The 24,203-nt window shown below is 54.9% G+C and carries 19 protein-coding genes; 9 read left to right on the plus strand and 10 right to left on the minus strand.

Annotated features, from left to right (window positions below; translation table 11 throughout):
• Positions 1-144: 144 nt before the first annotated feature.
• Entirely contained in the window at positions 145-1,062 is a 918-nt protein-coding gene (gene nac, locus ACUY4S_RS09275) for a nitrogen assimilation transcriptional regulator NAC (RefSeq protein ID WP_312692463.1), read from the plus strand.
• A 101-nt stretch (positions 1,063-1,163) separates the two neighbouring features.
• A complete protein-coding gene (gene cbl, locus ACUY4S_RS09280) occupies positions 1,164-2,114 on the plus strand; it encodes an HTH-type transcriptional regulator Cbl (RefSeq protein ID WP_458023427.1) in 951 nt (316 codons plus the stop codon).
• Between the two features lie 258 nt (positions 2,115-2,372).
• Here the strand turns inward: cbl and ACUY4S_RS09285 are convergent, their stop codons facing one another.
• The 3 genes from ACUY4S_RS09285 to ACUY4S_RS09295 form a co-directional block, all read right to left on the minus strand.
• The gene (locus ACUY4S_RS09285; protein ID WP_458023426.1) at positions 2,373-3,638 is read right to left on the minus strand and encodes a gallate dioxygenase; all 1,266 of its coding nucleotides are present in this window, start codon (positions 3,636-3,638) and stop codon (positions 2,373-2,375) included.
• Between the two features lie 14 nt (positions 3,639-3,652).
• Positions 3,653-5,032 carry an MFS transporter gene (locus tag ACUY4S_RS09290; protein ID WP_458023425.1) on the minus strand — a complete coding sequence of 460 codons (1,380 nt, stop codon included), beginning with the start codon at positions 5,030-5,032 and terminating at the stop codon, positions 3,653-3,655.
• Between the two features lie 247 nt (positions 5,033-5,279).
• The gene (locus ACUY4S_RS09295; protein WP_312692471.1) at positions 5,280-6,503 is read right to left on the minus strand and encodes a LysR family transcriptional regulator; all 1,224 of its coding nucleotides are present in this window, start codon (positions 6,501-6,503) and stop codon (positions 5,280-5,282) included.
• A 130-nt stretch (positions 6,504-6,633) separates the two neighbouring features.
• Between ACUY4S_RS09295 and galB the strand changes: the two genes are divergently transcribed.
• The 5 genes from galB to ACUY4S_RS09320 all read left to right on the plus strand — a co-directional run bounded on the left by galB (position 6,634) and on the right by ACUY4S_RS09320 (position 11,472).
• Positions 6,634-7,371, plus strand: a complete 738-nt coding sequence (gene galB, locus ACUY4S_RS09300; RefSeq protein ID WP_458023424.1) for a 4-oxalmesaconate hydratase — start codon at positions 6,634-6,636, stop codon at positions 7,369-7,371.
• Positions 7,368-8,084 carry a 4-carboxy-4-hydroxy-2-oxoadipate aldolase/oxaloacetate decarboxylase gene (locus ACUY4S_RS09305; RefSeq protein ID WP_312692475.1) on the plus strand — a complete coding sequence of 239 codons (717 nt, stop codon included), beginning with the start codon at positions 7,368-7,370 and terminating at the stop codon, positions 8,082-8,084. The genes galB and ACUY4S_RS09305 overlap by 4 nt, the downstream gene beginning before the upstream one ends.
• Before the next feature lie 2 nt (positions 8,085-8,086).
• On the plus strand, positions 8,087-9,169 hold the full coding sequence (locus ACUY4S_RS09310; protein WP_458023423.1) for a 4-oxalomesaconate tautomerase: 1,083 nt from the start codon (positions 8,087-8,089) through the stop codon (positions 9,167-9,169).
• Between the two features lie 13 nt (positions 9,170-9,182).
• Positions 9,183-10,052, plus strand: coding sequence for a DUF1932 domain-containing protein (locus ACUY4S_RS09315; protein WP_312692479.1), 870 nt, complete (start codon positions 9,183-9,185; stop codon positions 10,050-10,052).
• A gap of 298 nt (positions 10,053-10,350) precedes the next feature.
• A complete protein-coding gene (locus ACUY4S_RS09320) occupies positions 10,351-11,472 on the plus strand; it encodes an MFS transporter (RefSeq protein ID WP_458024268.1) in 1,122 nt (373 codons plus the stop codon).
• Positions 11,473-11,594: 122 nt separating this feature from the next.
• Here the strand turns inward: ACUY4S_RS09320 and ACUY4S_RS09325 are convergent, their stop codons facing one another.
• The 5 genes from ACUY4S_RS09325 to iolD all read right to left on the minus strand — a co-directional run bounded on the left by ACUY4S_RS09325 (position 11,595) and on the right by iolD (position 18,409).
• Complete coding sequence (locus ACUY4S_RS09325) at positions 11,595-13,100, minus strand: sugar porter family MFS transporter (RefSeq protein WP_458023422.1); 1,506 nt, start codon at positions 13,098-13,100, stop codon at positions 11,595-11,597.
• A gap of 442 nt (positions 13,101-13,542) precedes the next feature.
• Complete coding sequence (gene iolE, locus ACUY4S_RS09330) at positions 13,543-14,442, minus strand: myo-inosose-2 dehydratase (RefSeq protein ID WP_312692485.1); 900 nt, start codon at positions 14,440-14,442, stop codon at positions 13,543-13,545.
• Between the two features lie 32 nt (positions 14,443-14,474).
• The gene (locus ACUY4S_RS09335) at positions 14,475-15,359 is read right to left on the minus strand and encodes a sugar phosphate isomerase/epimerase family protein (protein WP_312692487.1); all 885 of its coding nucleotides are present in this window, start codon (positions 15,357-15,359) and stop codon (positions 14,475-14,477) included.
• Between the two features lie 38 nt (positions 15,360-15,397).
• On the minus strand, positions 15,398-16,411 hold the full coding sequence (iolG, locus tag ACUY4S_RS09340) for a bifunctional inositol 2-dehydrogenase/D-chiro-inositol 1-dehydrogenase (protein WP_312692489.1): 1,014 nt from the start codon (positions 16,409-16,411) through the stop codon (positions 15,398-15,400).
• A gap of 57 nt (positions 16,412-16,468) precedes the next feature.
• Positions 16,469-18,409, minus strand: a complete 1,941-nt coding sequence (iolD, locus tag ACUY4S_RS09345) for a 3D-(3,5/4)-trihydroxycyclohexane-1,2-dione acylhydrolase (decyclizing) (protein WP_312692491.1) — start codon at positions 18,407-18,409, stop codon at positions 16,469-16,471.
• Positions 18,410-18,900: 491 nt separating this feature from the next.
• On the opposite strand from iolD, the gene ACUY4S_RS09350 reads away from it, so the two are divergent.
• Positions 18,901-20,814 (plus strand): bifunctional 5-dehydro-2-deoxygluconokinase/5-dehydro-2-deoxyphosphogluconate aldolase, encoded by a 1,914-nt coding sequence (locus ACUY4S_RS09350; RefSeq protein WP_458023443.1) that lies wholly within the window; start codon positions 18,901-18,903, stop codon positions 20,812-20,814.
• A 144-nt stretch (positions 20,815-20,958) separates the two neighbouring features.
• A complete protein-coding gene (locus tag ACUY4S_RS09355) occupies positions 20,959-21,801 on the plus strand; it encodes a MurR/RpiR family transcriptional regulator (protein WP_312692493.1) in 843 nt (280 codons plus the stop codon).
• A 51-nt stretch (positions 21,802-21,852) separates the two neighbouring features.
• Here the strand turns inward: ACUY4S_RS09355 and iolB are convergent, their stop codons facing one another.
• The gene (gene iolB, locus ACUY4S_RS09360) at positions 21,853-22,662 is read right to left on the minus strand and encodes a 5-deoxy-glucuronate isomerase (protein ID WP_312692495.1); all 810 of its coding nucleotides are present in this window, start codon (positions 22,660-22,662) and stop codon (positions 21,853-21,855) included.
• A 20-nt stretch (positions 22,663-22,682) separates the two neighbouring features.
• The gene (locus ACUY4S_RS09365; RefSeq protein WP_312692497.1) at positions 22,683-24,188 is read right to left on the minus strand and encodes a CoA-acylating methylmalonate-semialdehyde dehydrogenase; all 1,506 of its coding nucleotides are present in this window, start codon (positions 24,186-24,188) and stop codon (positions 22,683-22,685) included.
• Between the last annotated feature and the right edge of the window lie 15 nt (positions 24,189-24,203).

A 24,203-nucleotide genomic window follows, 5' to 3' on the forward strand; every position in this document is an offset into this window, starting at 1 on the left:
ATTACCGCAGGTGTAATTAGAAACTCTTATTATCCAGCCTGTTAGGCAGGATTTATTGCGTCGTAAAAAACTGGCAAGCATATTGCAACTCCTCCGACGACATAACATCCGGTGTTGGCCCGGTAATCCGTAACAGGAGGCAAAATGAACTTAAGGCGACTGAAATACTTCGTAAAAATCGTCGATATTGGCAGCCTGACCCAGGCAGCTGAAGTCCTGCATATTGCACAGCCGGCGCTGAGCCAGCAAGTTGCCACGTTGGAAGGTGAGCTGGATCAACAATTATTGATCCGGACCAAACGGGGCGTGACGCCCACCGAAGCCGGGAAAATTCTCTATACCCATGCGCGCATGATCCTGCGCCAGTGCGAACAGGCTCAAATGGCGGTAAATAACGTCGGGCAGTCGTTGCGCGGTCAGGTTTCCATCGGTCTTGCGCCCGGTACGGCGGCCTCGTCGATTACCATGCCGCTGCTGCAGGCGGTGCGTAATGAATTGCCGGACGTAACAGTCTATCTCCACGAGAACAGCGGTGCGGTGCTGAATGATAAACTGCTGAGCGGCCAGCTTGATATGGCCGTGCTCTATGAACGTGCGCCCGGTGCGGGGATCAACAGCCTGCCGCTGTTAAAAGAAGATCTCTATCTGGTAGGGACGCGCGACTGCCCTGGGCAGAGCGTGGATCTGGCGGCGGTGGCGGAGATGAACCTGTTTTTGCCGCGTGATTACAGCGCTGTGCGCCTGCGCGTGGATGAAGCTTTCTCGCTGCGCCGACTGACCGCAAAAATCATCGGCGAAATCGAATCTATCGCCACCTTAACCGCGGCCATTGCCAGCGGCATGGGGGGAACCGTGTTGCCGGAGTCCGCCGCACGCTCGCTGTGCAGCGCGACCAACGGCTGGATGTCGCGCATTACTACCCCGTCAATGAACCTGCCGCTGTCGCTCAACGTCTCAGCACGCGGTTCGCTGTCGCCGCAAGCGCAGGCCGTGAAAGATATTTTGCTGTCGCTGGTGAGCAGACCGGCAATGGAAAGCCACGAATTGCAACTGGTAAGCTAAGGATTATTCCTTAATGGAATAAGATGCTGGTTTTTATTATTTGTTCTGCCAGACCACAGACTTTAACAATAGCGTCATGTCTGATGGGTCTGGAGGGAAGGGTGAATTTCCAGCAATTAAAAATTATCCGCGAGGCGGCGCGGCGGGATTACAACCTGACCGAAGTCGCCAATATGCTTTACACCTCGCAATCCGGTGTAAGTCGTCATATCCGCGAGCTTGAGGAAGAGCTGGGGATAGAGATCTTTATCCGTCGCGGCAAGCGGCTGCTCGGCATGACGGAACCCGGCAAAGCACTGCTGGTGATTGCCGAGCGCATTCTCAATGAGGCGAGTAACGTTCGCCGGCTCGCTGACCTCTTCACTAACGACACCTCAGGTGTGCTGACCATTGCCACCACCCACACCCAGGCGCGATATAGCCTGCCATCGGTGATCAAAGCGTTTCGCGCATTGTTCCCGGAAGTGCGTCTTGAGTTAATCCAGGGCACGCCGCAGGAAATAGAGTCGCTGTTGCATAATGGTGGCGCGGATATTGGCATCGCCAGTGAACGGCTAAGCAATGACAGCGCGCTGGCGGCATTCCCGTGGTTCCGCTGGCATCACAGTTTACTGGTGCCCAGCGATCACCCGCTGGCGCAAAGTTCGCCGCTGACGCTGGAAGAGATCAGCCGCTGGCCGTTAATTACTTACCGGCAGGGCATCACCGGACGCTCGCGCATTGATGAGGCGTTTGGCCGTAAGGGGCTGACCCCGGATGTGGTGTTAAGCGCGCAGGATTCGGATGTGATAAAAACCTACGTTGAGCTGGGGCTGGGGGTCGGGCTGGTAGCGGAACAATCCAGCGGTGAAAACGAAGAAGGGAAACTGGTTCGACTGGATACGCAACACCTGTTTGATGCCAATACCGTCTGGCTCGGCCTCAAGCGTGGCCAGTTGCAGCGCAATTATGTCTGGCGCTTTATCGAACTGTGCAACGCCGGGCTGTCGGTTGACGATATTAAACGGCAGGTGATGGAGCCGGATGAAACGGTGATTGATTATCAAATTTAAACTGCATGCCAGGCAAGCCATAATATTGCTGACGGATAGCTAACGGGAATTTTCGCCACGATTTGTTTTCCTGTCTGAAGGGGGGCAGTGCTGCAGTTTGCTATAGCCAAAATATAAAATTGCGGGTGATGTTATTGCACACAGGTTGATTTTAGGCTGGCGATAAAAATAAGCGAAACCCTGCCGTGTGTCTTGTTTCTCAAATGGCGTGCGCATTCTCAAATAATGAAGGGGTGGCGGGATCCCACCCCATACTGGTTAGTTCACTTTCTCTTTGCCTGCCACGGAGTAGGTAACTTGTTGATTTCGCGTCTTCATAAATTCTTCAAGGGAAACGCCCCGCATTGCAGCATAAATATCCAGATTAGAGCCGCCAATCACCGCGCCTAATTTTTCCAGCAGGAAAAAGCTGGCACCATATTGAATCAGCTTACGCCATTCCCGGTTGCGTACCATGGCGCACTCCTCTTCGGTCAGGCTGGCTTCGGCAAACATGGCCTCCTGATCCTGGCGGAAACGTTCGCGAGGCCCGGGCTGAATTAGCTGATGTAAAAAACGGTTCAGGCGCAGCGCATGGAGGCTTCGCGCCTGCGTAAAAGGATAAGAACCGCTCAGCTTTTCAATGCCTGCCAGTTGGCTGTCCATCTTATGCTGGTGACGTTTTACTGTATTGACCGGCAATGTCCCCGCCTGATTTTCGAGGATCAGCGTGGCGATACCCGTCATTGAAGGCAAATAGTAAGCCTGATGTTTTTTTACCACGTTCGACGATAATGCGCCGCGCATGACCAGCCACATGATCTCTTCTGCTCCCTCTACGCCGCTGTGTTCGGCATATTCCGCAATGGTCATTTCCGTCAGTTTTTGCGGATCGTTCACGAGCAGTTCCATAAATTGCTGGTCCCACTCTACGTTATTAAAACCGCAGCGTTCACCATGCACCTGATGCGATAATCCCCCGGTCGCGATAATCGCCACGTTAATATCTTCAGGGTAACTTTCAATTGCGCGACGCAACGCCTGGCCCAGTTTATAACAACGTCGCGCTGACGGAATAGGAAACTGCAACACCCCTACCTGCAACGGAATTACGCGTGTCGGCCACTCTGGTTTACACGGCATTAATGCTGAGAGTGGCGAAAACAAGCCGTGATCGAGCGGCTTATCCATGAAGAATGACATGTCGAACTCATCACTCATCAGGCTTGTGCCAATATGACGTGAGAGCGCGGCATCGCCTTTTACCGGGGGCAAATCACGCGCGCCACCGCCTTCATCAGCCACGGGGTACTGGTGATCGATCCCCAGTGAGAAGGCCGAATAGTGATCGAAAAAAAACGATGTCACATGATCGTTGAAGATATAGACGACTGCGTCGGGTTTATTCTCGGCAAGCCAGCGTTGCATGGGGGCAAAACTCTCGAAAATCGGCGCCCAGGCGCTTTCATGTTGTTTGTTGTGATCGACGGCAAAGCCGATGGTTGGGGTATGAGAAACGGCCAGGCCGCCAATGATCTTCGCCATAACGCTAGCTCCACTTATCGGTTATTTAAGGTGTGCGACAGTGCAGGCATGTCGCCGTGCCCTGCGCTTTTTATGGTCTGGGTGAGTTGATGGTTACGATGTAAAACAATGCACACTGCAGCGAACAGCGCCGGCAGGGCAAGGATAAAGAAGATGGACGACTGCCCCGGAAACGCGCCCATCAGGACTCCGCCAAGGGTTGAACTCAGAATAGCGCCGGTGCGGCCAATGCCGTGCATCCAGCTTACGCCTGTGGCGCGAATGGCCGTCGGATAATACGCAGGCGAATACACCTGCAGGCCGTTTTGTGCACCATTAATGCACATACCGGTAATAAATATAACCACGCCGAGCGCCACGCCGGTAAGGGTAAAGAACCCCTGCATCACCAGGCAGGCGCAGCCAAGAGAATAGACTACGCCAATCACCCATTTGGCATGCAGCTTATCCATCAACGCGCCGACGATGATACCGCCCAACGGCCCGCCTAATTGAAACATCCCGGCAATGATGGCGGCTTGTTCCAGTGAAATGCCCCCGGAACGCATGATAGTGGGTAGCCAGCCATTCAGCAGATAAATGACGAACAGGCCCATAAAATAGGTCAACCACAAAATGACAGTACCGCGGGCGAAGCCATGACGAAACAGCTCAGTAATGGTGCCGTGGTGTTTTACTGCGGGAGAGTGAAGGGTAAAGAGGGTTGTGGCAGTGAATGTCCCCCCCATGCGATTAAGCAGGGTGGCGATTTGTTCACCCGGCGCGTTGCGAACCACCAGATTTAGCGTGGACTCCGGTAACAGCCAGGTCATCAGAGGCAGCAACAGAAGCGGTAATGCGCCGCCAAAAACCAGAACAGCAGGCCAGTGATAATGTGACAGCAACGCAGCAGCGATAAATCCACCGAGCCCTGAGCCGATGTTGAAACCGCTGAACATCAGGGTGATCATGACGCCTTTTCGGCGCTCCGGCATATATTCCGACAGCAGGGTGACACAGTTGGGCATCACCGCGCCCAGGCCTAGTCCGGCTATAAAACGTAGCAGCGCCATTTGCGTGGGAGTGGCCGCAAATGCACAGGCAAGACTGAAAGCGGAAAAGAGTAATACCGACAATAAAATCACTCGTTTGCGGCCGTAACGGTCAGAAATCGGGCCGGCGATGAGTGCACCCAGCGCCACGCCAAACATGGCTGCGCCAAGAATCGATCCCATGGCGGCACGACTGATACCCCATTGTTCTATTAACGCGGGGGCAATAAAGCCCATGACAGCAGCGTCATAGCCATCAAACATAATGATAATCAGGCACAGCGCCAGTACACGCCATTGAAAGGGCGAGATGGGACGAGCATCAATCCACTCTTTAATGTTAACCATATTGTTTACTGTCATCGGGTACGCTCTCTTCTGTCTTTTATGCCATAAGCGGCAGCTATCGTTGTGGTGAGAGGAAGGTAACAATCCAGTAACAAGTTAAGCGGGGTGGAAAGCAGTGTCTGTCAAAAAAGGCTTTTAGAGGTATGAGTTAGCTTTATATTGTGATGCGTTTAACAATGTTATGACGTGTAAAAAAGAGCGTCAGAGTGCCTTTGCCAGACGTTCTGACGCTATATAAATGAAGACTTTATATGAATTTTTTTTAGGTGAGGGTGGATATGCTTTCACTGATACAGCGCAACAGCGCTTTCGCAGCCGGTGAATGTAGCGCACCCTGGCGAAAGGTTAATCCAATTTCTCGCCGCGTATCTGGCAAGGTAAACCTGAGTGGTGTAATGGCTCCGGTGCACAATTCGTAATCAAGCTGATGGGAAGAAACTGCTGCAACCATATCCGAATTCAGTAGTAGACCACGTACTATTGCTAAATCGCCGCTTTCCACGACCGGCTGGGGAGGCAGCATTCCCAGGGCGTGAAAAGCACGATCGAGCAGATGGCGCGCAGGGGTATTATCGCGTGGCAATATCCATTGTGTGTGCGCCAACTCGTCAGGCACCAGCTCCCGTCCGGCAAGGGGATGTTGCGGGCGTGCCAGTAAGATAAGCTCCTCCTCAAACAACACCTGGTTATGTATGTCCGGCACGGCATCGTTTTGACGCAGTGCACCAAGAATAAAATCAATATCCCCAGCGCGTAACTCCGTCACCAGTGCGTTAAATGCGCTTTCGTTGGTTACCACTTTAACGCCGGGATGGCGCGCTACCAGTTGCGCGATAGCCCTGGGCAGCAAACTGCTGCGACACAGCGGGAGTGCCCCAACATGCACAGTACCGGTCAACACCCCACGCTGTGCGGCAAGATCTTCAGGTATATGGCGAATTTCATTCAGCGCACGACTGATGAACGGGGCCATTTCGCGTCCTATAGGGGTCGGCATCATGCCTTTTGGCGTGCGCTGAAAGAGCGCGCCATTGGCACCTTTTTCCAGGACTTTCAGTGCAGCGCTGACTGCCGGTTGGCTGATGCCGAGTGAATTCGCCACGCTTTGGGTGTGATGCAACCGGTAAAGGGCGAGGAAAATTTGCAGGCGACGCAGGTTGAACAACCAGACTGGCTCAACCTCATTGTGCATGGAGTGTCGTTTTAATTTACCCAGCAGGGGCGGGATCTGATGGAGCTCATGAATGGCGCGTTGCGCACGCGGCAGAACGCATTTTCCCATTTCCGTTAGCATCATGCCGCTGGCATGACGTTCGAACAGCGGCGTGGCTAAAGTGTGTTCAAGATCACGTATGGAGCGGGTGATTGCCGACTGGGTACGAAATAATTTGTTTGCCGCTTCTGAAACTGTGCCGCGTTCTGCAATCATGCAAAATGACCTTATTTGCATGATTTTTATTGAATTTTCTTCTTCATTATTTTTCATAATTTCGATGAACAGGATGAGCGCAAAATCACAACATAAATAAAATGCATAGCTAACGCAATGAAAGGCATTATTCCAGGTTTGCTCCCCGTGTCAGGATGAAAAAAACAGCAAAACGCAGGATGAGATGATGAAAGAGAACACAAAAAAAAGTGCTTTGGTCGTTAGCGCCCACTCCGCTGATTTTGTCTGGCGTGCCGGTGGCGCAATCGCTTTACATACTGCGCAGGGTTACAACATGCATGTGGTGTGCCTCTCCTTCGGCGAGCGTGGTGAATCAGCCAGGTTATGGCGCAAAGGCAACATGACGGAAGCTGTCGTCAAGCAGACCCGGCAGCAAGAAGCGGAAGCTGCAGCTGAAATTCTCGGTGCCAGCATTGAGTTCTTTGATTTGGGGGACTATCCGCTACGTGCCGATAAAGAGACGCTCTTTCGCCTTGCCGACGTATTTCGCAAAATACAGCCGCACTTTGTGCTGACGCATTCGGTTCAGGATCCGTATAACTACGATCATCCTCTGGCGGCCAACCTGACACAGGAAGCACGCATTATTGCGCAGGCAGAAGGTTACCGTCCGGGGGAGCCCATTATTGGCGCACCACCTGTTTACTGTTTTGAACCGCACCAACCGGAACAGTGCAACTGGAAACCCGACGTGTTGTTGGATATTACGGCCGTTTGGGAGAAAAAATATGCCGCAATTCAGTGCATGGCGGGTCAGGAACATCTTTGGGAATACTACTCCCGCGTGGCCTTACAGCGCGGTGTGCAGGCCAAGCGTAATGTCGGCATCGCCTCGCCAAACGTCATCACCCACGGCGAAGGTTACCAGAGCCTGTTTCCACGCGTGACGGAGGATTTGTCATGAGTCTGGTCAATAAAAAAGGCCTGGTCGTGCGAAACATTTCCCGGGCCGATCGCCAGCTGGTGGAGCGTTTTGCCGGATATGGCGTGGCAACAGTCCATGAAGCGCAGGGGCGTTGCGGTTTGCTTGATGTACGAGTACGACCGGTGCAACAAAATCGCGCCATTGCCGGTAGCGCGGTAACCGTGCTGGTCACGCCTGGCGATAACTGGATGTTTCACGTTGCGGTGGAGCAGTGCCAGCCAGGCGATATCTTACTGGTGGCCCCCACGTCTGATTGCCACGACGGTTTTTTTGGCGATTTACTGGCGACCTCTTTGCAGGCACGCGGTGTGATTGGGCTTGTCGGCGATATCGGGATCCGCGATAGCCAGACACTGCGTGAGATAGATTTTCCTGTCTGGTCGCGCGCGGTTTATGCCCAGGGCACCATTAAAGAGACGCCTGGTTCGGTCAATGTGCCAGTGATCTGCGCCGGGCAATTGGTGAACCCTGGCGATATCGTTGTGGCTGATGACGATGGCGTGGTGATTGTGCCGCGAGAGCAGGCTGCAACGGTAGATGCGGCGGCACAAAAACGCATTGCTGCCGAAGAGGGTAAACGGCAACGACTCGCCGCCGGGGAATTGGGGCTGGATATCTATCAGATGCGGGCAGCGCTGGCGGCAAAAGGATTGCGCTACGTTGACTCTCTGGATGAACTCAAGACACTTTGATCATGAAACAGACGTTAATTCCCTGTGTACTCATGCGTGGCGGTACGTCGAAAGCTGCCTGTTTTCTCGCGTCAGATCTGCCTGTGGATCACGATACCCGGGACCGCGTGTTGTTGGCGGTAATGGGGTCGCCAGACGCCCGACAAATTGATGGTATCGGTGGCGGCGATCCACTGACCAGTAAAGTGGCGATAGTTTCCGTCTCCACCCGACCGGATGCCGATGTGGATTACCTGTTCGCGCAGGTCGATGTTCATAATGCACGGGTCGACTACGGACAAAATTGCGGCAACATCCTTGCCGCCGTTGCTCCCTTCGCGATCGAGAAAGGCCTTGTCGCCGTGCAGGGTCCCGTAACCCGGGTACGAATTTTTATGGTCAACACCGGGCAAATCGCAGAAGCGCAAATAGCCACCCCTGACGGCGCGGTGGAGTATGAAGGCGATGCGCGCATTGATGGCGTGCCGGGTTGTGCGGCCGAACAAATACTGACGTTTGAGGACATTGCCGGATCAAGTTGCGGTGCATTACTGCCGACCGGCAATGCGCGAGACAACTTTGATGGCGTGGATGTCACCTGCATTGATAACGGTATGCCGGTCGTGTTGATCAGGGCTGCCGACTTGCAACGCAGCGGTCTGGAGTCACGCGAGCAACTGGATAACGACGTTACGCTGAAAGCGCGGTTGGAATCAATACGTCTTCAGGCGGGACCACGTATGCAGCTCGGTGATGTGCAACAGCGCACGGTGCCGAAAATGACCCTGATTGCCCCGCCGACGCAACACGGTGCCATTACAACCCGTACTTTTATTCCTCACCGCTGCCATGCGTCGATTGGCGTCCTGGGCGCGGTCAGCGTCGCCACCGCTTGTCTAATCCCCGGCACAGTCGCCGAAGGACTGGCAAAGATTGGTAACGAGCGGCAACAGCGGCTGGCAGTGGAACATCCGGGAGGTGAATTTAGCGTCATGCTGACTCGTGACGCTGCAGGCAACGTGGTTAAGAGTGGGCTGATACGCACCGCACGTCTGTTGTTTGACGGGCGCGTGGCGATTGCGGGTTCGCTATGGGGCGGCAACTAAGGAGAAGACAACAATGCGTATTGCGATTATCGGTTTTGGCGAGGCCGGAACAATCTATGCCAGCGAGTTAGCGCAAAAGGCAGACATTCGCGTATGGGATACGAAGTTTCTTCTTGAGCAGGCTAATCCTTTGCGTGAGCACGCTGTTCGTGTGGGGGTACATCCTGCCGGTTCACTGGCTGAGGCACTGGATGGCGCCACGCTAATATTGTCGCTGGTGACCGCGTCCAGCGCACTCTCCGTTGCTCAACAGGCGGCGGTGCTGCTGGAAAAAGACCAGACCTTGCTTGACTTTAATTCGGTGGCGCCTGAAACCAAACGCGCAGCGGCCAGCGCGATAGAGGCGGGTGCCGGGAGTTATCTTGATGTGGCCGTCATGGCGCCTGTTCCTCCCCAGCGGCTCGGCACGCCGTTGTTGCTAGGCGGCGCGGCCGCTCACATAGTCGCACCGACATTGTGTGCATTGGGCTGTAATGCCCGCGCTGCCAGTAAAAACATTGGCGATGTTTCGGCAATAAAAATGTGTCGCAGCGTGATGATCAAAGGGCTGGAGGCATTAACCACCGAATGTCTGAGCGCGGCGCGGCACTATGGTGTCGAAGAGGCTGTTTTGGCCTCATTACATGCGAGTTTTCCTTCGCTGGGGTGGAACGACGCATTGCCGCACTATCTGATTAGCCGGGTTGCCGAGCATGGCGTGAGACGCGCAGAGGAAATGGCTGAGGTTGTTAAAACCTTAGAAGATGCCGGTATAACAGCGCGCATGAGCCAGGCAACGCAATATGTTCAGGCGGCACTGCCGGCAAAAATGGCTGAACACGGCTTGCGCTATAGCGATTTGATCCCTTTTTACTGGCCGCACGCGTTTGACCGTTTGCAGTAAACAGTACCTGTAAAACCTCACGCCTTGCGGGCACGTAAATGCCGTCGTGCCCGCAATCCTTCATCCCACGCTGTCAGCGTTCGTCGTGGAATATACGCACCGTTTAATACCGCGCATGGCTAAATAAATGATGCTGCCAGAAACGATGCCTCACTTTTATTGCTGATCACGATTCGCAGGTAAGAACATGAAAACAGGATGGTATAGTGAACTGACCGGAAAAGAAAAAAAGACCTGGTGGGCATGCCTTGGGGGATTTGCCCTCGATTCAATGGACAGCACGATTTTTTCCTTAGTGATGCCAATATTATTAAGCCTGGCCATTATTACAAAATCAGAAGCCGGCATTTTAGGTTCGGTGTCATTAATAGGGAGTGCGCTGGGAGGCTGGAGCGCAGGTATGCTGGCAGATCGATGGGGGCGCATACGGGTTATGCAGCTGACCGTTTTGTGGGTAGCCTGTTTTACCGCGCTGACGGCGTTGTGTGGCGAATTCTGGCAGTTTTTAGTTGTGCGTTTTTTGCAGGGCCTTGGTTATGGTGGCGAGGTGGTAGTAGGCGGGGTATTGATCAGCGAAGTTATTCGTGCCAGCTATCGTGGTCGCGTAGGGGCCTCCATTCAGAGTGGATACGCCATTGGGTATGCCATTTCCCTGAGCGTTTTGCCGATTTTGTTGCATTATTTCGCCCCGGCACTGGCATGGAAAGTATTCTTTTTTATTGGCATTATTCCAGCCATTCTTGTGTGGTTTATCCGTCGTCTGGTTCCGGAATCCGAGGTATTTGCCACACATTCTTTAAATAAAAGGAGCGGTGGTTTAACGACCATATTTCAGGTTAAGCACCGACGAATTACCGTAACCGCAACATTATTGGCCAGCGGTATATTTGGTGGTGCGTATATTATGATCACCTGGCTACCCACTTATTTGCGTATGGAATTAGGGCTGCCTGTGGTTTCTATGTCTGGCTACCTGGCGATAAATATTGTGGGCTCTCTGCTTGGCCCGTTTATTTATGGCAGGCTAAGTGACAAATTGGGGCGCTGGAAAACCATCATTCTGTTTTTGCTGTGTCAAATAACGGTAGTCGGCATTTATATGTTTGCGCATGTCAGCCTGGCTGTCACGCTTGGGCTGGGAGGCATACTCGGTATATTTCAGGGTGGTCTGGCGTCTGGTCTTACCCCCGCATTTTCTGAACTTTATCCTACCCATATCCGGGGCAACGGGGCAGGTTTTTGCGCCAGTTTTGGTCGTGGTTTTGGCTCGCTAATGCCTGCATTGGTGGGGATCGCATCGTCCTGGTTCCCCCTGGGGTATGCGATGGGGACGCTTGCCATTGTCGCCTATTGCCTGGGGATTGCTGCTGCATTGTGCCTGCCGAATGCGACAGGTATCGATCTGCAGACCATAAAATAACGCACATGTCGCCTGCCGGAAGTGGCGCAATGTGATGAAACAGATGCCGCTAAGTAGCAAGGATTGCCTTGCATTAACAGACAAGTAAAGCCGTCAGATGACGGCTTTACCCGTTCAGCCTGTTATAGCCGTGCTTTGTTCATCTCGGCGCTGTAGGCTTTGCGTTTTTGCGCCCGGCGCTGCCCCTCCGGGCTGTTATCCAGCCAGTCGTGCAAATAGTGTTCAATCTGTTCAAGGCTGCGATTGCGGGTTTCCGGTACGCATTTGATGACAAAAGTCGCACCCACCAGCCCGACCGCCGCGAAGATAAAGAACGTGCCGGAGAGCCCCACCCAGGCGAGCAGGATCGGGAAGAAAAGCGAAATCAGGAAGTTGGCAATCCACATAGCGAAGACCGCACCGCCCATAAAAATACCGCGCAGACGGGTGGGGAAAATCTCAGAGAGCAGCAACCAGGTCACCGGTGACAGCGCGCCCTGCTGGAAGCAGAGAAACATTAGCATGCCAGCCAGCACCATATAACCGCGCAACGCGTCCGGCTGACCGTTGACTGTTTCCGGCAAAATATAACTGATGGCGCCGATAAAAATCAGGCAGGCCGTACAACCAAACTGGCCAATCATTGTCATCGGACGGCGGCCAATTTTGCCCAGCATCCAGATGCCGACAAACGTCATGACGACGGAAACTACCCCGTTGGCAACGGTAGCGACCAGCGCGCCGTTGTCCGACATACCGACGGCAGTCAGCACCGTGGGCGCGTAATACATAATGGTGTTAACGCCGGTCATCTGCTGGATAACCGCAATACCAATGCCAATCAGGAAGAGTTTAAATAACCACGGTGTCAGCAGTTCACGCAGGCGCGGTGTCCCCTGGGCGCGTTGCTCCTCCAGCGTCTCTTCAATCTCCATTAATTCCCAGTCCACATCCTCCGGGCGGCGTGTGCGCTCCAGTACCCGACGGGCTTCAGCAAGACGGCCTTTCATGGCGTACCAGCGCGGGCTGTCAGGCATAAACATCATACCGAACCGCAGCAGCACCGCCGGTACCGTTGCCACTGCCAGCATCCAGCGCCAGGTCGATTCCCCACCCCACAGTTCATGAAATGCGGCGTTAGAGATATAGGCCAGTAATTGCCCGGAGACAATCATCAGTTCCTGTAGTGTCACTAACTGTCCGCGTTTGTGTGCTGGTGCGATTTCGGCGATATAGACCGGAACCGTCGCTGCAGCACCGCCCACCGCTACGCCAAGCACCAGGCGAAAGAAAATCATCCACGACACGTCCGGTGCCATCGCGGTGCCAATGGCGCCGATTGCGAAGATGACCGCCAGGTAAATGATGATTTTCTTTCGTCCCGCAGCGTTCGCCATATGCCCGGACAGCAGCGCGCCAAAGGCAGCGCCAAACAGCAGTGAGCTGGTCACAAGGCCGGTAGTGAGCGGGGTGAGATGCAATTCGTGGCCCATAAACAGCAGCGCGCCGGAGATAACGCCGGTGTCGTAACCAAACAGCAGACCGCCGAGCGTGGCGATCAGTGCAATCACTTTGACAAACGGCGACGTCGGCGCGTTGCTGTTAGGCCCTGATGCTCTGTTAAGGGTGAGATATTGTTCTTTAGTCATAAAAGACTCCAGTAACCTGCCGTTCAGGGAAATAAGAGGGCGCTCTTCATGAGTGCCGGACTCTGTTGGTGATATATTCACCTTGTTTAATTTAGATCAAATATTTCATTTGCATAAACAATGAAATTTAAGTTTTGAGTGATGTGTCATGTTTTGTTATCGATTTGTGATAACCGGCACGCAGGAATGCATTCTTTGGTCAGTCTGCGATCATGAAAGAAAAAGAATTAATAGTTAATTGTTTGATTTAAAAATAAATTAATAAAAAAGCCGGAATGCAAATGTAAAGCGGGCAGGGCAGTGATGCCCGTAGCGCAGACTGCACCAAAGGCATATGGAATGAAACATTGTTTTCATTTTTTCTCTGCGTGAAAGAGCAGAGCTGTGGCATGATCACCTGTGCAGACGGCACCATCGTACCGCCTGCATACGCGGTTAATCGTCAGATACCGGCGGTTTCGCGCAGGTAATGACGCGCTTTAACAGCGTATTCGAAGGGGTTAGCCAACGCAGGATCCTGCTCTGCTTCCACCACCATCCAGCCACGGTAACCTGCCTTATCCAGCATTTCGAAAACCGGCTGGAAATCGATCGTGCCGTCGCCGGGCACGGTAAAGGTGCCTTTTCTGACGCCCGCCAGGAAAGAGAGTCCTTCACGTTGGACCTCAGCGATCACGTCCGGTCGAACATCCTTCAGGTGGACGTGATTCACGCGTGGCAGGTGTTTTTCCAGAATAGCCAGCATCGCCGCTTCGGTTCCCTCGGAATACCAGGCATGCCCGGTATCGAATAACAGGAATACCGAATCATCGACCAGCGACATAAATTTATCGATCTCCGCCGCAGTCTGGATACCGGTGCCCATATGGTGATGCAAACAGACCTGCATCCCTTTTTCAGCTGCGAGACGCCCGAGCGTATTGTAGCCCTCTGCCACGCGCGCCCATTCTTCCTCGGTAAAGCAGGGCTTATCCGGCCCCATAACCGGCAGCGTAGTGCACTGGATGCTGCCGCTCTGTTCTGAACAGCCGATCACCTTCGCACCCATCGCGTGCAGGAAGTTCATATGATTGACAAAGCTATCGAGCGTTTTTTCCCGCTCGCCCGCCGCAAAAAAGGTGCTGAACCAGGCATTGCAAATTTCAATGCCGCGGATCGCCAGCATCGGTTTAAGGATTTCAGGGTCGCGTGGGTATTTGCTGCCAACCTCGCTGCCGGTGAAGCCCGCTAATGCCATTTCGCTGACCGTTTGCTGAAAGGTGTTTTCGCTGCCGAGTTCCGGCATATCATCGTTTGTCCAGCCAATCGGTGCGATGGCCAGCCTGACATGTTGCTTATTCATAGTGCGCCTCTGTGGTCGCAAGCGGCTGCGGCTTAATGGCCGAGCAGCTCACGTTCAATCAGTTCACGGGTTTCAACTGCCTGATATTTCATTTTTTCCGGGTAGCCAAACAGCGATGCCGCCACAATGGGTTCGCCGCCAACCTTAAAGGTCTGGCGGGCGAAGCCCATCTCGCGCAGGGTGCTGAACAGCGCCGGGAAGTCCACCTCACCTTCGCCCACGCCAACGTGCTGGTGGATGGCAGCATCCACGCCGGGAGGGTTCATAATGTAGCGGCAGTGTTTGGTGTGATTCATCGTGTCGGCAATGAGGACGTGGGATAAATCGTCCCCGGCATAGCGCAGCATTTTTTCCACTTCGCCTTTGCCTTTGTCATAGAAAAAGGTGTGCGGCACGCTGTAAACGTATTTCACGTTATCGCTGCGAAATGACTTCACGATATCTACGGTTTCGTTGTTCTCTTCGCAGAAATCCCACGGGTGGGCCTGGATCTCCACGCGGATCCCTTCGCGCTCAAATATCGGTAACAGCTCTTCCATGGATCGGTAGAACATCTCTTCGCAAATTTCGGGCTGGTTCGGGTCGCCAGAAAGCTCGGTATTGATCACCTGCACATCCATTTCCAGCATGATTTCGATTAACCGCTTCCAGTTTTTCACCGCCGCCTGGCGGCGCAGTTCATCCGGGCCGGACCAGCGGTAAACGCAAATAAACGACGAGATCTCAACACCCGTTTCACGTAGCGCCTTTTTATACTCCGCCATTACTTCACGGCTTGCTTTAGGATGTTTATAGAACGGATTGATTTGTGGGTGCGGCGACTGTTCGATGTACTTATATCCCCAATCGGCGACCTGGTGGACCATGCGGCTGATACCGAGATCCTTGATAACATCGACGTCAAAAGCGATTTTCATGGTAAAACTCCGTCGGATTCGTGGGTACAGCGCCACGTTTAGCGCAGGTAAAAGGCCGGGCGTTCTGGCAGACTGATCGGCTCCAGCGCGCCGCTTTCCTGCGCTTTCAGGCAGGCATCTGCCGCCACTGATGCGGCATAACCGTCCCAGGCCGACGGGCCGCGCAGTTCACCTGCTTGTACATCACGAATAAACGCCTGCAACTCAACGTCGTAGGCTTTAATAAAACGATCCTTCCAGTCTGTCAGGATGGTGGTGGAGAGTTTTGCGGTATGGCGCATCTGCACAGATGACGGCTCAGGCAGGCGGGCAACGCCGTTTTCGCCCACCACTTCGCATTGAATGTCGTAGCCATAACGGCAGTTCACGAAGATCTCGACGTCAATGAGTGTGCCTTTACGGGTTTCCAGCATCACGATTTGCGGGTCTTTAAGCTGGGCATGGGTATGCGATGTGGCGCGCGGGAAGCGAACCTGCACGGAACGGTAATCATCGTTAAGCAGCCAGCGCAGTACGTCCAGTTCGTGGATAAGCGTGCTGGTGATCGCCATGTCGGTGGTGTAATTCTCGCCGACTTCCGGGTTGCGGTGTGCGCAATGCAGCATTAACGGAGCACCGATTTCGCCACTGTCGATAACCCCTTTCAGCGCCTGATAACCTTCATCGTAAGGGCGCATAAAGCCTACCTGTACCAGTCGGCGACCCGCTTTCATCTCCGCGTCGACCACGCGGCGGCAGCCTTCAGCGGTCATCGCCAGCGGCTTTTCACAAAATACCGGTTTACCCGCTTCGATAGCCGCCAGCGTAAAGGCTTCATGGGTCGGATCCCAGGAGGTGACAATCAGCGCTTCAACGTCCGGCGCGTTAATCACATCCTGCCCGTCGGCGTAGACTTCGGCTTCCAGTCCTAACGCACGGACCACGGCGTGAGCGTTATCCAGATTAATATCAGACACGGCGACCACGCGTGCTCCCTGCAAAACCTGGGTGCAACGGCGGATATGTTCTTTGCCAATGGCGCCTGCGCCAATAACGCCTAATTTAAGCGACATAGTAATAATCTCCGGAATATCAGGGTTGAGGTAAAAGTGTGTTGGCATTGCCCGGCTTCAGTAATTGCGCGCCTGGGCGCGTTTTTCGTTAATGTGCTGCGCAACCCGCTGAATGCGTGCGGACAGCGCCTGTTGTGCGACACCCACGTTCCACCAGCTGCCATATTTGTGCACCATGGTTTTGGGCAAGACTTTAATGTCGATAAGGGTGCTCACCGTTGCGTGCTGCGAGGCTTCCAGCGCCTGTTTGAGTTCATCAAGGGTGGTCACGCGCCAGGTTTTGCAGCCGTAACCGGCCGCGATGGCGGCAAAATCCACCGGCACCAGCCCGCCTTGTAGTTGCCCGTTTTCAGACGAGCGGAAGCGGAATTCGGTGCCGAAACTGTTCATGCCGTGCTCCATTTGCAGGTTGTTAATACAGCCGTTAGCCATATTGTCGAGCAGCACCACGTTGATTTTTGCCCCCTCCTGCAGGGAGGTCACCAGTTCGGAATGGAGCATCATGAAAGCGCCATCGCCCACCAGCGCGTAGACATCACGTTGCGGTTCGGCAAGCTTGACGCCCAGCGCGGCGTTCACCTCGTAGCCCATGCAGGAGTACCCGTATTCAACGTGATACGCATTGGTGGAACGGGTACGCCAGACACGTTGCAGGTCGCCTGGCAGGCTACCGGCCGCCGCAACGATCACTGCATTCTCTGGTAGCCGCTCGTTGAGCACGCCCAGCACGCTGCTCTGGGTCAGGGTTGAGTCCGTCAGCTGGCGAAACTCGCGATAGACCGATTCCCGGTCGAGGTGATCATCGATTTCAGGGATAAAGGCTTTTTCCTGCCACGTGGCCTGATATACCCGCTGCGTCTCTTTCAACTGGCTATCCTGTACGCAGGCAATTTGTTCGCCCCAGCCTGCCAGCCAGCCTTTATGACTGAGCGCAGCATCCAGCGACGTCAGCGCTTCGCGCGCATCGGACAGCAGCGGAATGCCGTCCAGTTTCCATGCATCAAAGTTGCTGACATTAATGTTGAGGAAGCGCACCGACGGGTGCTGAAAAATCCATTTCGATGCGGTGGTGAAATCCGTGAAACGGGTTCCGACGCCAATCACCAAATCGGCCTCTTTCGCCAGCAGGTTCGCCGCCAGGCAGCCGGTTTCACCCACGCCGCCCACATTAAACGGGTGCGAGGAGAGCAGGGTGCCTTTGCCAGCCTGGGTTTCAGCAAACGGGATCTGGTAGTGTTCGGCAAACCGGGCGAGCGCTTCACCCGCGGCGGCATATTTCACGCCACCGCCGCAGATAATTAGCGGCTTGCGGCTTGCCAGAATGGCAGCAACGGCATCATCCAGCTGCGAAGCGGAAGGCGGGCGGCGATCAAGACGGTGCACGCGTCTGGCAAAGAAGGCGTCCGGATAGTCCCACGCTTCGCCCTGCACATCCTGCGGTAACGCCAGCGTGACCGCGCCTGTTTCGGCCGGATCGGTCAGGACGCGCATGGCGTTAATGCAGGCGCTCATGAGTTGCTCCGGCCGGGTGATGCGATCCCAGTATTTACTGACGGCGCGAAATGCGTCGTTTGTGCTGATACTTAAATCGTGGCTCTGTTCAATTTGTTGCAGCACCGGATCGGGCTGACGGGTGGCGAACACATCACCGGGCAGCAGCAACAGGGGAATACGGTTTGCCGTGGCGGTGGCGGCTGCGGTGATCATATTGGCTGCGCCAGGGCCGACAGAAGAGGTACAGGCGAGGATCTGTCTGCGCAGCGATTGCCGGGCAAAACCGGTAGCGGCATGCGCCATACCTTGTTCGTTGCGCCCCTGGAAGAGGCGCAATTCGCCACTGTTCTCTTCCAGTGCCTGGCCGATCCCCAGTACGTTGCCATGCCCGAAAATGGCGAAAATGCCTTTGACGAATTTCACGGTTTCGCCATCCACTTCCAGATACTGGTTATCAAGAAACTTCACCAGCGCCTGCGCCATTGTCAGTCTCTGCTTGCCCATCTTTCTCTTCCTTTATCAGCCAATGTCATGCAGGCGTGCACTGAACGGTCTGTCTTCAGGCCTCTCGCCTACCGGAATCTGTCTGGATTATAGGCAAACATATTTTCCATAAAAGCGGAATACAGATGAAATGTTTCATTTTGTGAGGGCAATCATACTCTGTTTCATCCTGGCGGGTTTTCTGTGGAGGGGATCGCGAAACGGTAAAAACCGGCAACACGGTATCGTCAGATAACCCTTTAACTACTATGCTTTTCTTCTATCGGAGGCAGGTGTACAGGCAAGGTAAAGTACGGATATGAGCGCGGCGTTTTGACGAACACAGAGTGGAATAGCCTTCACATTTTTGGTTTTTAAATTTCATATAAATTTGTAAATGAAATATTTATTTCTCATACTACGTTCAACCGTTCACCCTCAGGCTGCTTGCGGGCGTGCTGCCGGCGTACCGGCCCTCTCGTGAAGCAGGCATGCAAAAGGAAACCGTAGCGATGAATGCAGCAGTTAAGCGGCTCGATGTAATTTGTATTGGCCGGGTTGCCGTGGATCTCTATGCCAGGCAGATCGGCGCCCGACTCGAAGATGTCTCCAGTTTCGCCAAATATCTCGGCGGCTCCTCGGGCAACGTAGCTTTTGGTACCGCCATCCAGGGGCTGAAGTCGGCGATGCTGGCCCGCGTGGGCGACGAACATAACGGGCGTTTTCTGCGTGAAACGCTCCAGCGGGCCGGGGTGGATACCGAGTATTTGATCACCGATAAGCAACGTCTGACAGCGCTGGTGATGCTCGGCATTAAAGATCAGGAGACGTTCCCGCTGATTTTCTACCGCGATAACTGCGCTGACATGGCGCTCACGCCTGATGACATCAACGAGGACTATATTGCCTCCTCGCGTGCGGTGGCCGTTACCGGGACGCACCTTTCCCATCCGGACACGCGCGCCGCCGTACTAAAAGCGCTGGAGTATGCGCGCCGTCATGGGCTGCGCACCGCGCTGGATATTGACTATCGACCGGTGCTGTGGGGACTGACCTCCCCCGGCGATGGCGAAACGCGTTACGTCGAGTCGGAGCAGGTGACGCGCCAGTTGCAGGAGGTGTTGCACCTTTTCGATCTGGTGGTGGGCACAGAGGAAGAGTTTCACATTGCCGGTGGGAGCACCGATACCCTGACGGCGCTAAAAAATGTGCGCAATGCTACCAACGCCACGCTGGTGTGCAAACGGGGGCCGATTGGCTGTGTGGTGGTTGAAGGTGCAGTGCCGGATAGCTGGGAAGCGATGCCGCTTTATCAGGGCGTACGTGTTGACGTGCTCAATGTGCTGGGGGCGGGCGACGCGTTTATGTCCGGTCTGTTACGCGGCTGGCTGAATGATGAAGGCTGGGAACAGGCCTGCCGTTACGCCAATGCCTGCGGAGCGCTGGTGGTGTCGCGGCACGGTTGCGCTCCGGCCATGCCGACCCGAACAGAGCTGGATGACTACCTGAGCCGTGCCGCCTCGGTGCCCCGGCCGGATCTTGATGAACGTTTAAATCACCTGCATCGCGTTACGTCGCGACGCCAGGCATGGCCGGAATTGTGCATTTTTGCTTTCGATCACCGTAAACAACTGGCCGATCTGGCGCAGGAAACGGGCTGCGATGAAACACGCATTCCGCGACTGAAACAGTTGCTGTTGCAGGCGGCGAAAGAAGCGGCGCAAGAAGCAGGGCTGGAAGGGCGTAGCGGCATACTGGCGGACAGCACCTATGGCCAGCGCGCGCTTAACGCCATTACCGGTCAGGGATGGTGGATAGGTCGCCCGATTGAACTGCCCGGTTCGCTGCCGCTTCGGCTGGAACATGGCGATATCGGCTCACAACTGGCGAGCTGGCCGCTGGAGCATGTTGTCAAATGCCTCGTCTTTTATCATCCGCACGATCCGGCGTCGCTGCGCGAAGAGCAGGATGCGTTGCTGCTTGAAGTGTGGCGAGCCTGTAACCAGTCGGGCCATGAGCTGCTGCTGGAAGTGATCCAGCCGGAGAACGGGCCGCTGAAAGATCCGCAGCATTATCATGATATGCTGGCTCATTTTTACCGGCTTGGTATCAAACCGGACTGGTGGAAGTTGCCGCCGCTAACTAGCCTACACTGGCAGAATATCGGCGAGCTGATTGCCCGCGAAGATCCCTGGTGTCGCGGTATTTTGTTACTGGGCCTCGACGCGCCGCAGGCGCAACTGCGCGAAGGCTTTGCCGAAGCAGCGATGCACCCTATCATCAAAGGCTTTGCGGTGGGGCGGACGATTTTCGGCCAGCCTTCGCGCCGCTGGATGCAGGGGGAACTCGATGATAATGCACTTATCAGTGAGGTGAAGACTAATTACCTGACCCTTATCGGTTTCTGGCGCGAAGCCCGCCGCTAATCACCGCGCAGGATGGCTGTGCCATCCTGCGTCTTTTTGCTTCGTGAAATGAATCGCGTATTTCATTGCGAAAAATGAAAAATTCGCTTCATTTGATACACTGACATCCGTTTCCTTTTTTTCTCCATTTTTCAGGCGCGATACATGGCAAATAACCCAACCCAGCTCTCCATTCTGCAGGATGACATTCGTCGCCGTTATGATGAACTTAGCAAACGCCTGAAACAGGTGGCGCGCTACATTCTGGATAATAGCAACAGCGTAGCGTTCGATACTGTTGCCTCGATTGCCAAGCAGGCGGATGTACCGCCTTCAACGCTGATTCGTTTCGCTAACGCGTTCGGATTCAGTGGCTTTAACGAAATGAAACAGATGTTCAGGCAGCATCTGATGGAGGAAACCGCGAACTATACCGAACGCGCACGCCTGTTCCGCCAGACCGCCAGCGAAGAGGCTACAGCGCCGGAAACGCCGGGCGAAATCCTCAGCATGTTTACCATGGTCAATACCCAGGCACTGCAGCAACTGGCGGTGCAGATTGCGCCAGAGGACCTGGACAGGGCAGTGGCCTTGCTGGCAGAGGCGGAAAATATCTATGTTATCGGGCTGCGTCGTTCCTTCAGTGTCGCCTCATACCTGACTTATGCGCTGCGCCATCTCGATCGTAAAGCGTTCCTGATTGACGGGCTGGGCGGCATGTTCACTGAGCAACTCAGTCTGGTGGGGCCGAAGGATTTGGTGGTGGCCGTCAGTTTCTCGCCTTATTCGCGCGAAGTGGTGGAGCTGGTGGAGCTGGGCGCGCAGCGCAAAGCGCGACAGATTGCGATCACCGACAGCCAGGTCAGCCCGCTTGCTGCCTTCAGCGATGTTTGCTTTGTGGTGCGCGAAGCACAGGTGGATGGTTTCCGTTCTCAGGTGGCGTCGCTCTGCCTGGCCCAGACGCTGGCCGTCTCACTGGCGCTCGGCAACACCAAAACCCCACAGTAGTTATTCAACGCAATAAAAAACGGCCCGCAAGGGCCGTTTTTTTGCTCAGGATTAACGTCGCGGATAGTCGTCGCTGTTGATCCAGGCGTGATCCGCTTCCCAGCTAAACAGCCATTTGCGCTCCGGCCCGGCCATCACATTGAGGTAATAGCTGTTGTAACCGGCTATAGCAGCCACCGGGTGATAACCCCGTGGAACCATCACCACATCCTGATTGTAGGGCGCCATGGAGACGTCCAGACTGCGATCGTCGGTATAGACACGCTGGAATGCGAAGCCCTGCGGCGGATCGAAACGGTGATAGTAGGTTTCTTCAAGCTGCGTCTCTTTGCCCGGCACGGGCGTATCATGCTTGTGGGCGGGCCACGAACTGGTGGCCCCTTCGTCGGTGTAAACCTCAACGACAAGCAGCGATTCCGCCGGATGGGTGTCCGGCAGAATGTTGTGCACCTGACGCTGGTTACGCCCTTTACCGCGATGCTCAACGCCAACATCCTCAGGGGCAATCACCCGGGCGGGCAGCGCACCGCTGCCCGGCGCACTGCATAACGCCAGTTCGAGATCGGAATCCGCCGTTACGCGAACGGTCTCACCCGGCGGAATGTAGACGGACCACGGCGGCGTACGTTCAAACGGTGACATTCGCCCGCCCAACCCTGGGAAATCCGCAGTACGGGTTTTTACCGAGGCAAAACCCGCCACCAGCACCAGGCAGAACTCGCGATCGACGCTGTCAAAGTCTACCGTTTCGCCTTTTTTCAACATCCAGACATCAAAGCCGATATAGCGCCATCCGGCGCTTTCCGGTGTGATGTGTTGTATCTGGCGCGCATTGTGCTGCGCCTTTGCCAGTAACGACATGGCTCCTCCTGGAATAAAGATTAACCTAACGTCGGCATGCTGAATTCAGAGACGGTTTGTTGTCCCTGCGGCCAGCGTACCGTGGCGGTTTTCATGCGGGTGTAGAAGCGCACGCCATCTGGACCGTGAACATTCAGCGCCCCGAACACGGAACGCTTCCAGCCGCCGAAACTGTGGAACGCCATCGGTACCGGTACCGGCACGTTTACCCCTACCATGCCGGCTTGCACATCATGCACGAATTCGCGTGCCGCATGGCCATTGCTGGTGAAAATGGCGCTGCCATTGCCAAACTCATGGCTGTTGATGAGTTCCAGCGCACTGGCGTAATCCGGCGCGCGAACAATGCCCAGCACCGGCCCGAAGATCTCTTCCCGCCAGATGACCATTTCCGGAGTGACGTTGTCGAACAGCGTACCGCCGACATAATAGCCTGCTTCATAGTTGGGGAGGGTGAAGCGGCGGCCATCGACCACCAGTTTCGCGCCCTCATTGATCCCTTTTTCAATATAGCCCAGCACTTTTTGCTGATGGACGTCGGACACCACCGGACCCATTTCATTTTCTTCCGAGCGGCGCATACACCCCGGCCCGATACGCAATGCTTCAATGCGAGGCGTCAGCCGTGCGATGAGCTTATCGGCTGTTTCATCACCCACCGCGACCACAATCGGCAACGCCATGCAGCGCTCGCCCGCTGAACCAAAGGCACCGCCCATAATGGCATTCACTGTTGCGTCGAGGTCGGCGTCTGGCATGACAATGGCGTGGTTTTTCGCCGCGCCAAATGCCTGCACGCGTTTGCCGTAGGCGCTGGCCGTTTTGTAAATGTGCTCAGCCACACCGGAAGAGCCAACAAAGCTAACTGCTGCGATACGGGGATCGGTGTAGAGCTGTTCCGCATCTTCGTTGCTGCAATGCACCACGTTGAATACACCGTCTGGCAATCCGGCCTCTTTGAGAAGCTCAGCAAGACGTACCGCCGCGGTCGGTGCCAGCGCCGGGGGCTTCAGCACAAAACTGTTGCCGCAGGCAAGCGCAATCGGGAACATCCACATCGGCACCATCGCCGGGAAGTTAAATGGCGTGATCCCCGCGACCACGCCAAGCGGCTGCATGAGTGAAAAACTATCGACGCCGGTACCGACATCCGAAGAGTATTCCCCTTTGATCAGGTGCGGAATGCCGCAGGCGAACTCCACGACTTCGGTGCCACGGGTCAGTTCACCCAGCGCGTCCGACCAGACCTTACCATGCTCGCTGACGATAATTGCCGCCAGTTCTTCCGCATGTTTCTCGAGCAACATTTTGAAATTAAACAGCACGCGTGCACGGCGCAGTGGCGTCGTGTTTGCCCAGCCGGTAAATGCCTCGTGTGCGACCTGAATCGCATCCGAGACTTCCGCGGACGTGGATTGCGTGAGTTCGCGCACCGCTTTCCCTGTCGCCGGGTCATAGATGGCCTGGGTCTGGTTGCTGTTACTGAGACAGATTTTCCCGCCGATAAAGTTTCCTGTGATATTCATGCTTAGCCTCGTCGT

Source organism: Kosakonia beeri (genome assembly GCF_054165705.1).

Bases quoted from the DNA above. Each gene is read 5' to 3' on its own strand.
- nac (WP_312692463.1), top strand. From the start codon at position 145: ATGAACTTAAGGCGACTGAAATACTTCGTAAAAATCGTCGATATTGGC.
- ACUY4S_RS09285 (WP_458023426.1), bottom strand. From the start codon at position 3,638: ATGGCGAAGATCATTGGCGGCCTGGCCGTTTCTCATACCCCAACCATC.
- ACUY4S_RS09290 (WP_458023425.1), bottom strand. From the start codon at position 5,032: ATGACAGTAAACAATATGGTTAACATTAAAGAGTGGATTGATGCTCGT.
- ACUY4S_RS09295 (WP_312692471.1), bottom strand. From the start codon at position 6,503: ATGAAAAATAATGAAGAAGAAAATTCAATAAAAATCATGCAAATAAGG.
- galB (WP_458023424.1), top strand. From the start codon at position 6,634: ATGAAAGAGAACACAAAAAAAAGTGCTTTGGTCGTTAGCGCCCACTCC.
- ACUY4S_RS09305 (WP_312692475.1), top strand. From the start codon at position 7,368: ATGAGTCTGGTCAATAAAAAAGGCCTGGTCGTGCGAAACATTTCCCGG.
- ACUY4S_RS09310 (WP_458023423.1), top strand. From the start codon at position 8,087: ATGAAACAGACGTTAATTCCCTGTGTACTCATGCGTGGCGGTACGTCG.
- ACUY4S_RS09315 (WP_312692479.1), top strand. From the start codon at position 9,183: ATGCGTATTGCGATTATCGGTTTTGGCGAGGCCGGAACAATCTATGCC.
- ACUY4S_RS09320 (WP_458024268.1), top strand. From the start codon at position 10,351: ATGCCAATATTATTAAGCCTGGCCATTATTACAAAATCAGAAGCCGGC.
- ACUY4S_RS09325 (WP_458023422.1), bottom strand. From the start codon at position 13,100: ATGACTAAAGAACAATATCTCACCCTTAACAGAGCATCAGGGCCTAAC.
- iolE (WP_312692485.1), bottom strand. From the start codon at position 14,442: ATGAATAAGCAACATGTCAGGCTGGCCATCGCACCGATTGGCTGGACA.
- ACUY4S_RS09335 (WP_312692487.1), bottom strand. From the start codon at position 15,359: ATGAAAATCGCTTTTGACGTCGATGTTATCAAGGATCTCGGTATCAGC.
- iolG (WP_312692489.1), bottom strand. From the start codon at position 16,411: ATGTCGCTTAAATTAGGCGTTATTGGCGCAGGCGCCATTGGCAAAGAA.
- iolD (WP_312692491.1), bottom strand. From the start codon at position 18,409: ATGGGCAAGCAGAGACTGACAATGGCGCAGGCGCTGGTGAAGTTTCTT.
- ACUY4S_RS09350 (WP_458023443.1), top strand. From the start codon at position 18,901: ATGAATGCAGCAGTTAAGCGGCTCGATGTAATTTGTATTGGCCGGGTT.
- ACUY4S_RS09355 (WP_312692493.1), top strand. From the start codon at position 20,959: ATGGCAAATAACCCAACCCAGCTCTCCATTCTGCAGGATGACATTCGT.
- iolB (WP_312692495.1), bottom strand. From the start codon at position 22,662: ATGTCGTTACTGGCAAAGGCGCAGCACAATGCGCGCCAGATACAACAC.
- ACUY4S_RS09365 (WP_312692497.1), bottom strand. From the start codon at position 24,188: ATGAATATCACAGGAAACTTTATCGGCGGGAAAATCTGTCTCAGTAAC.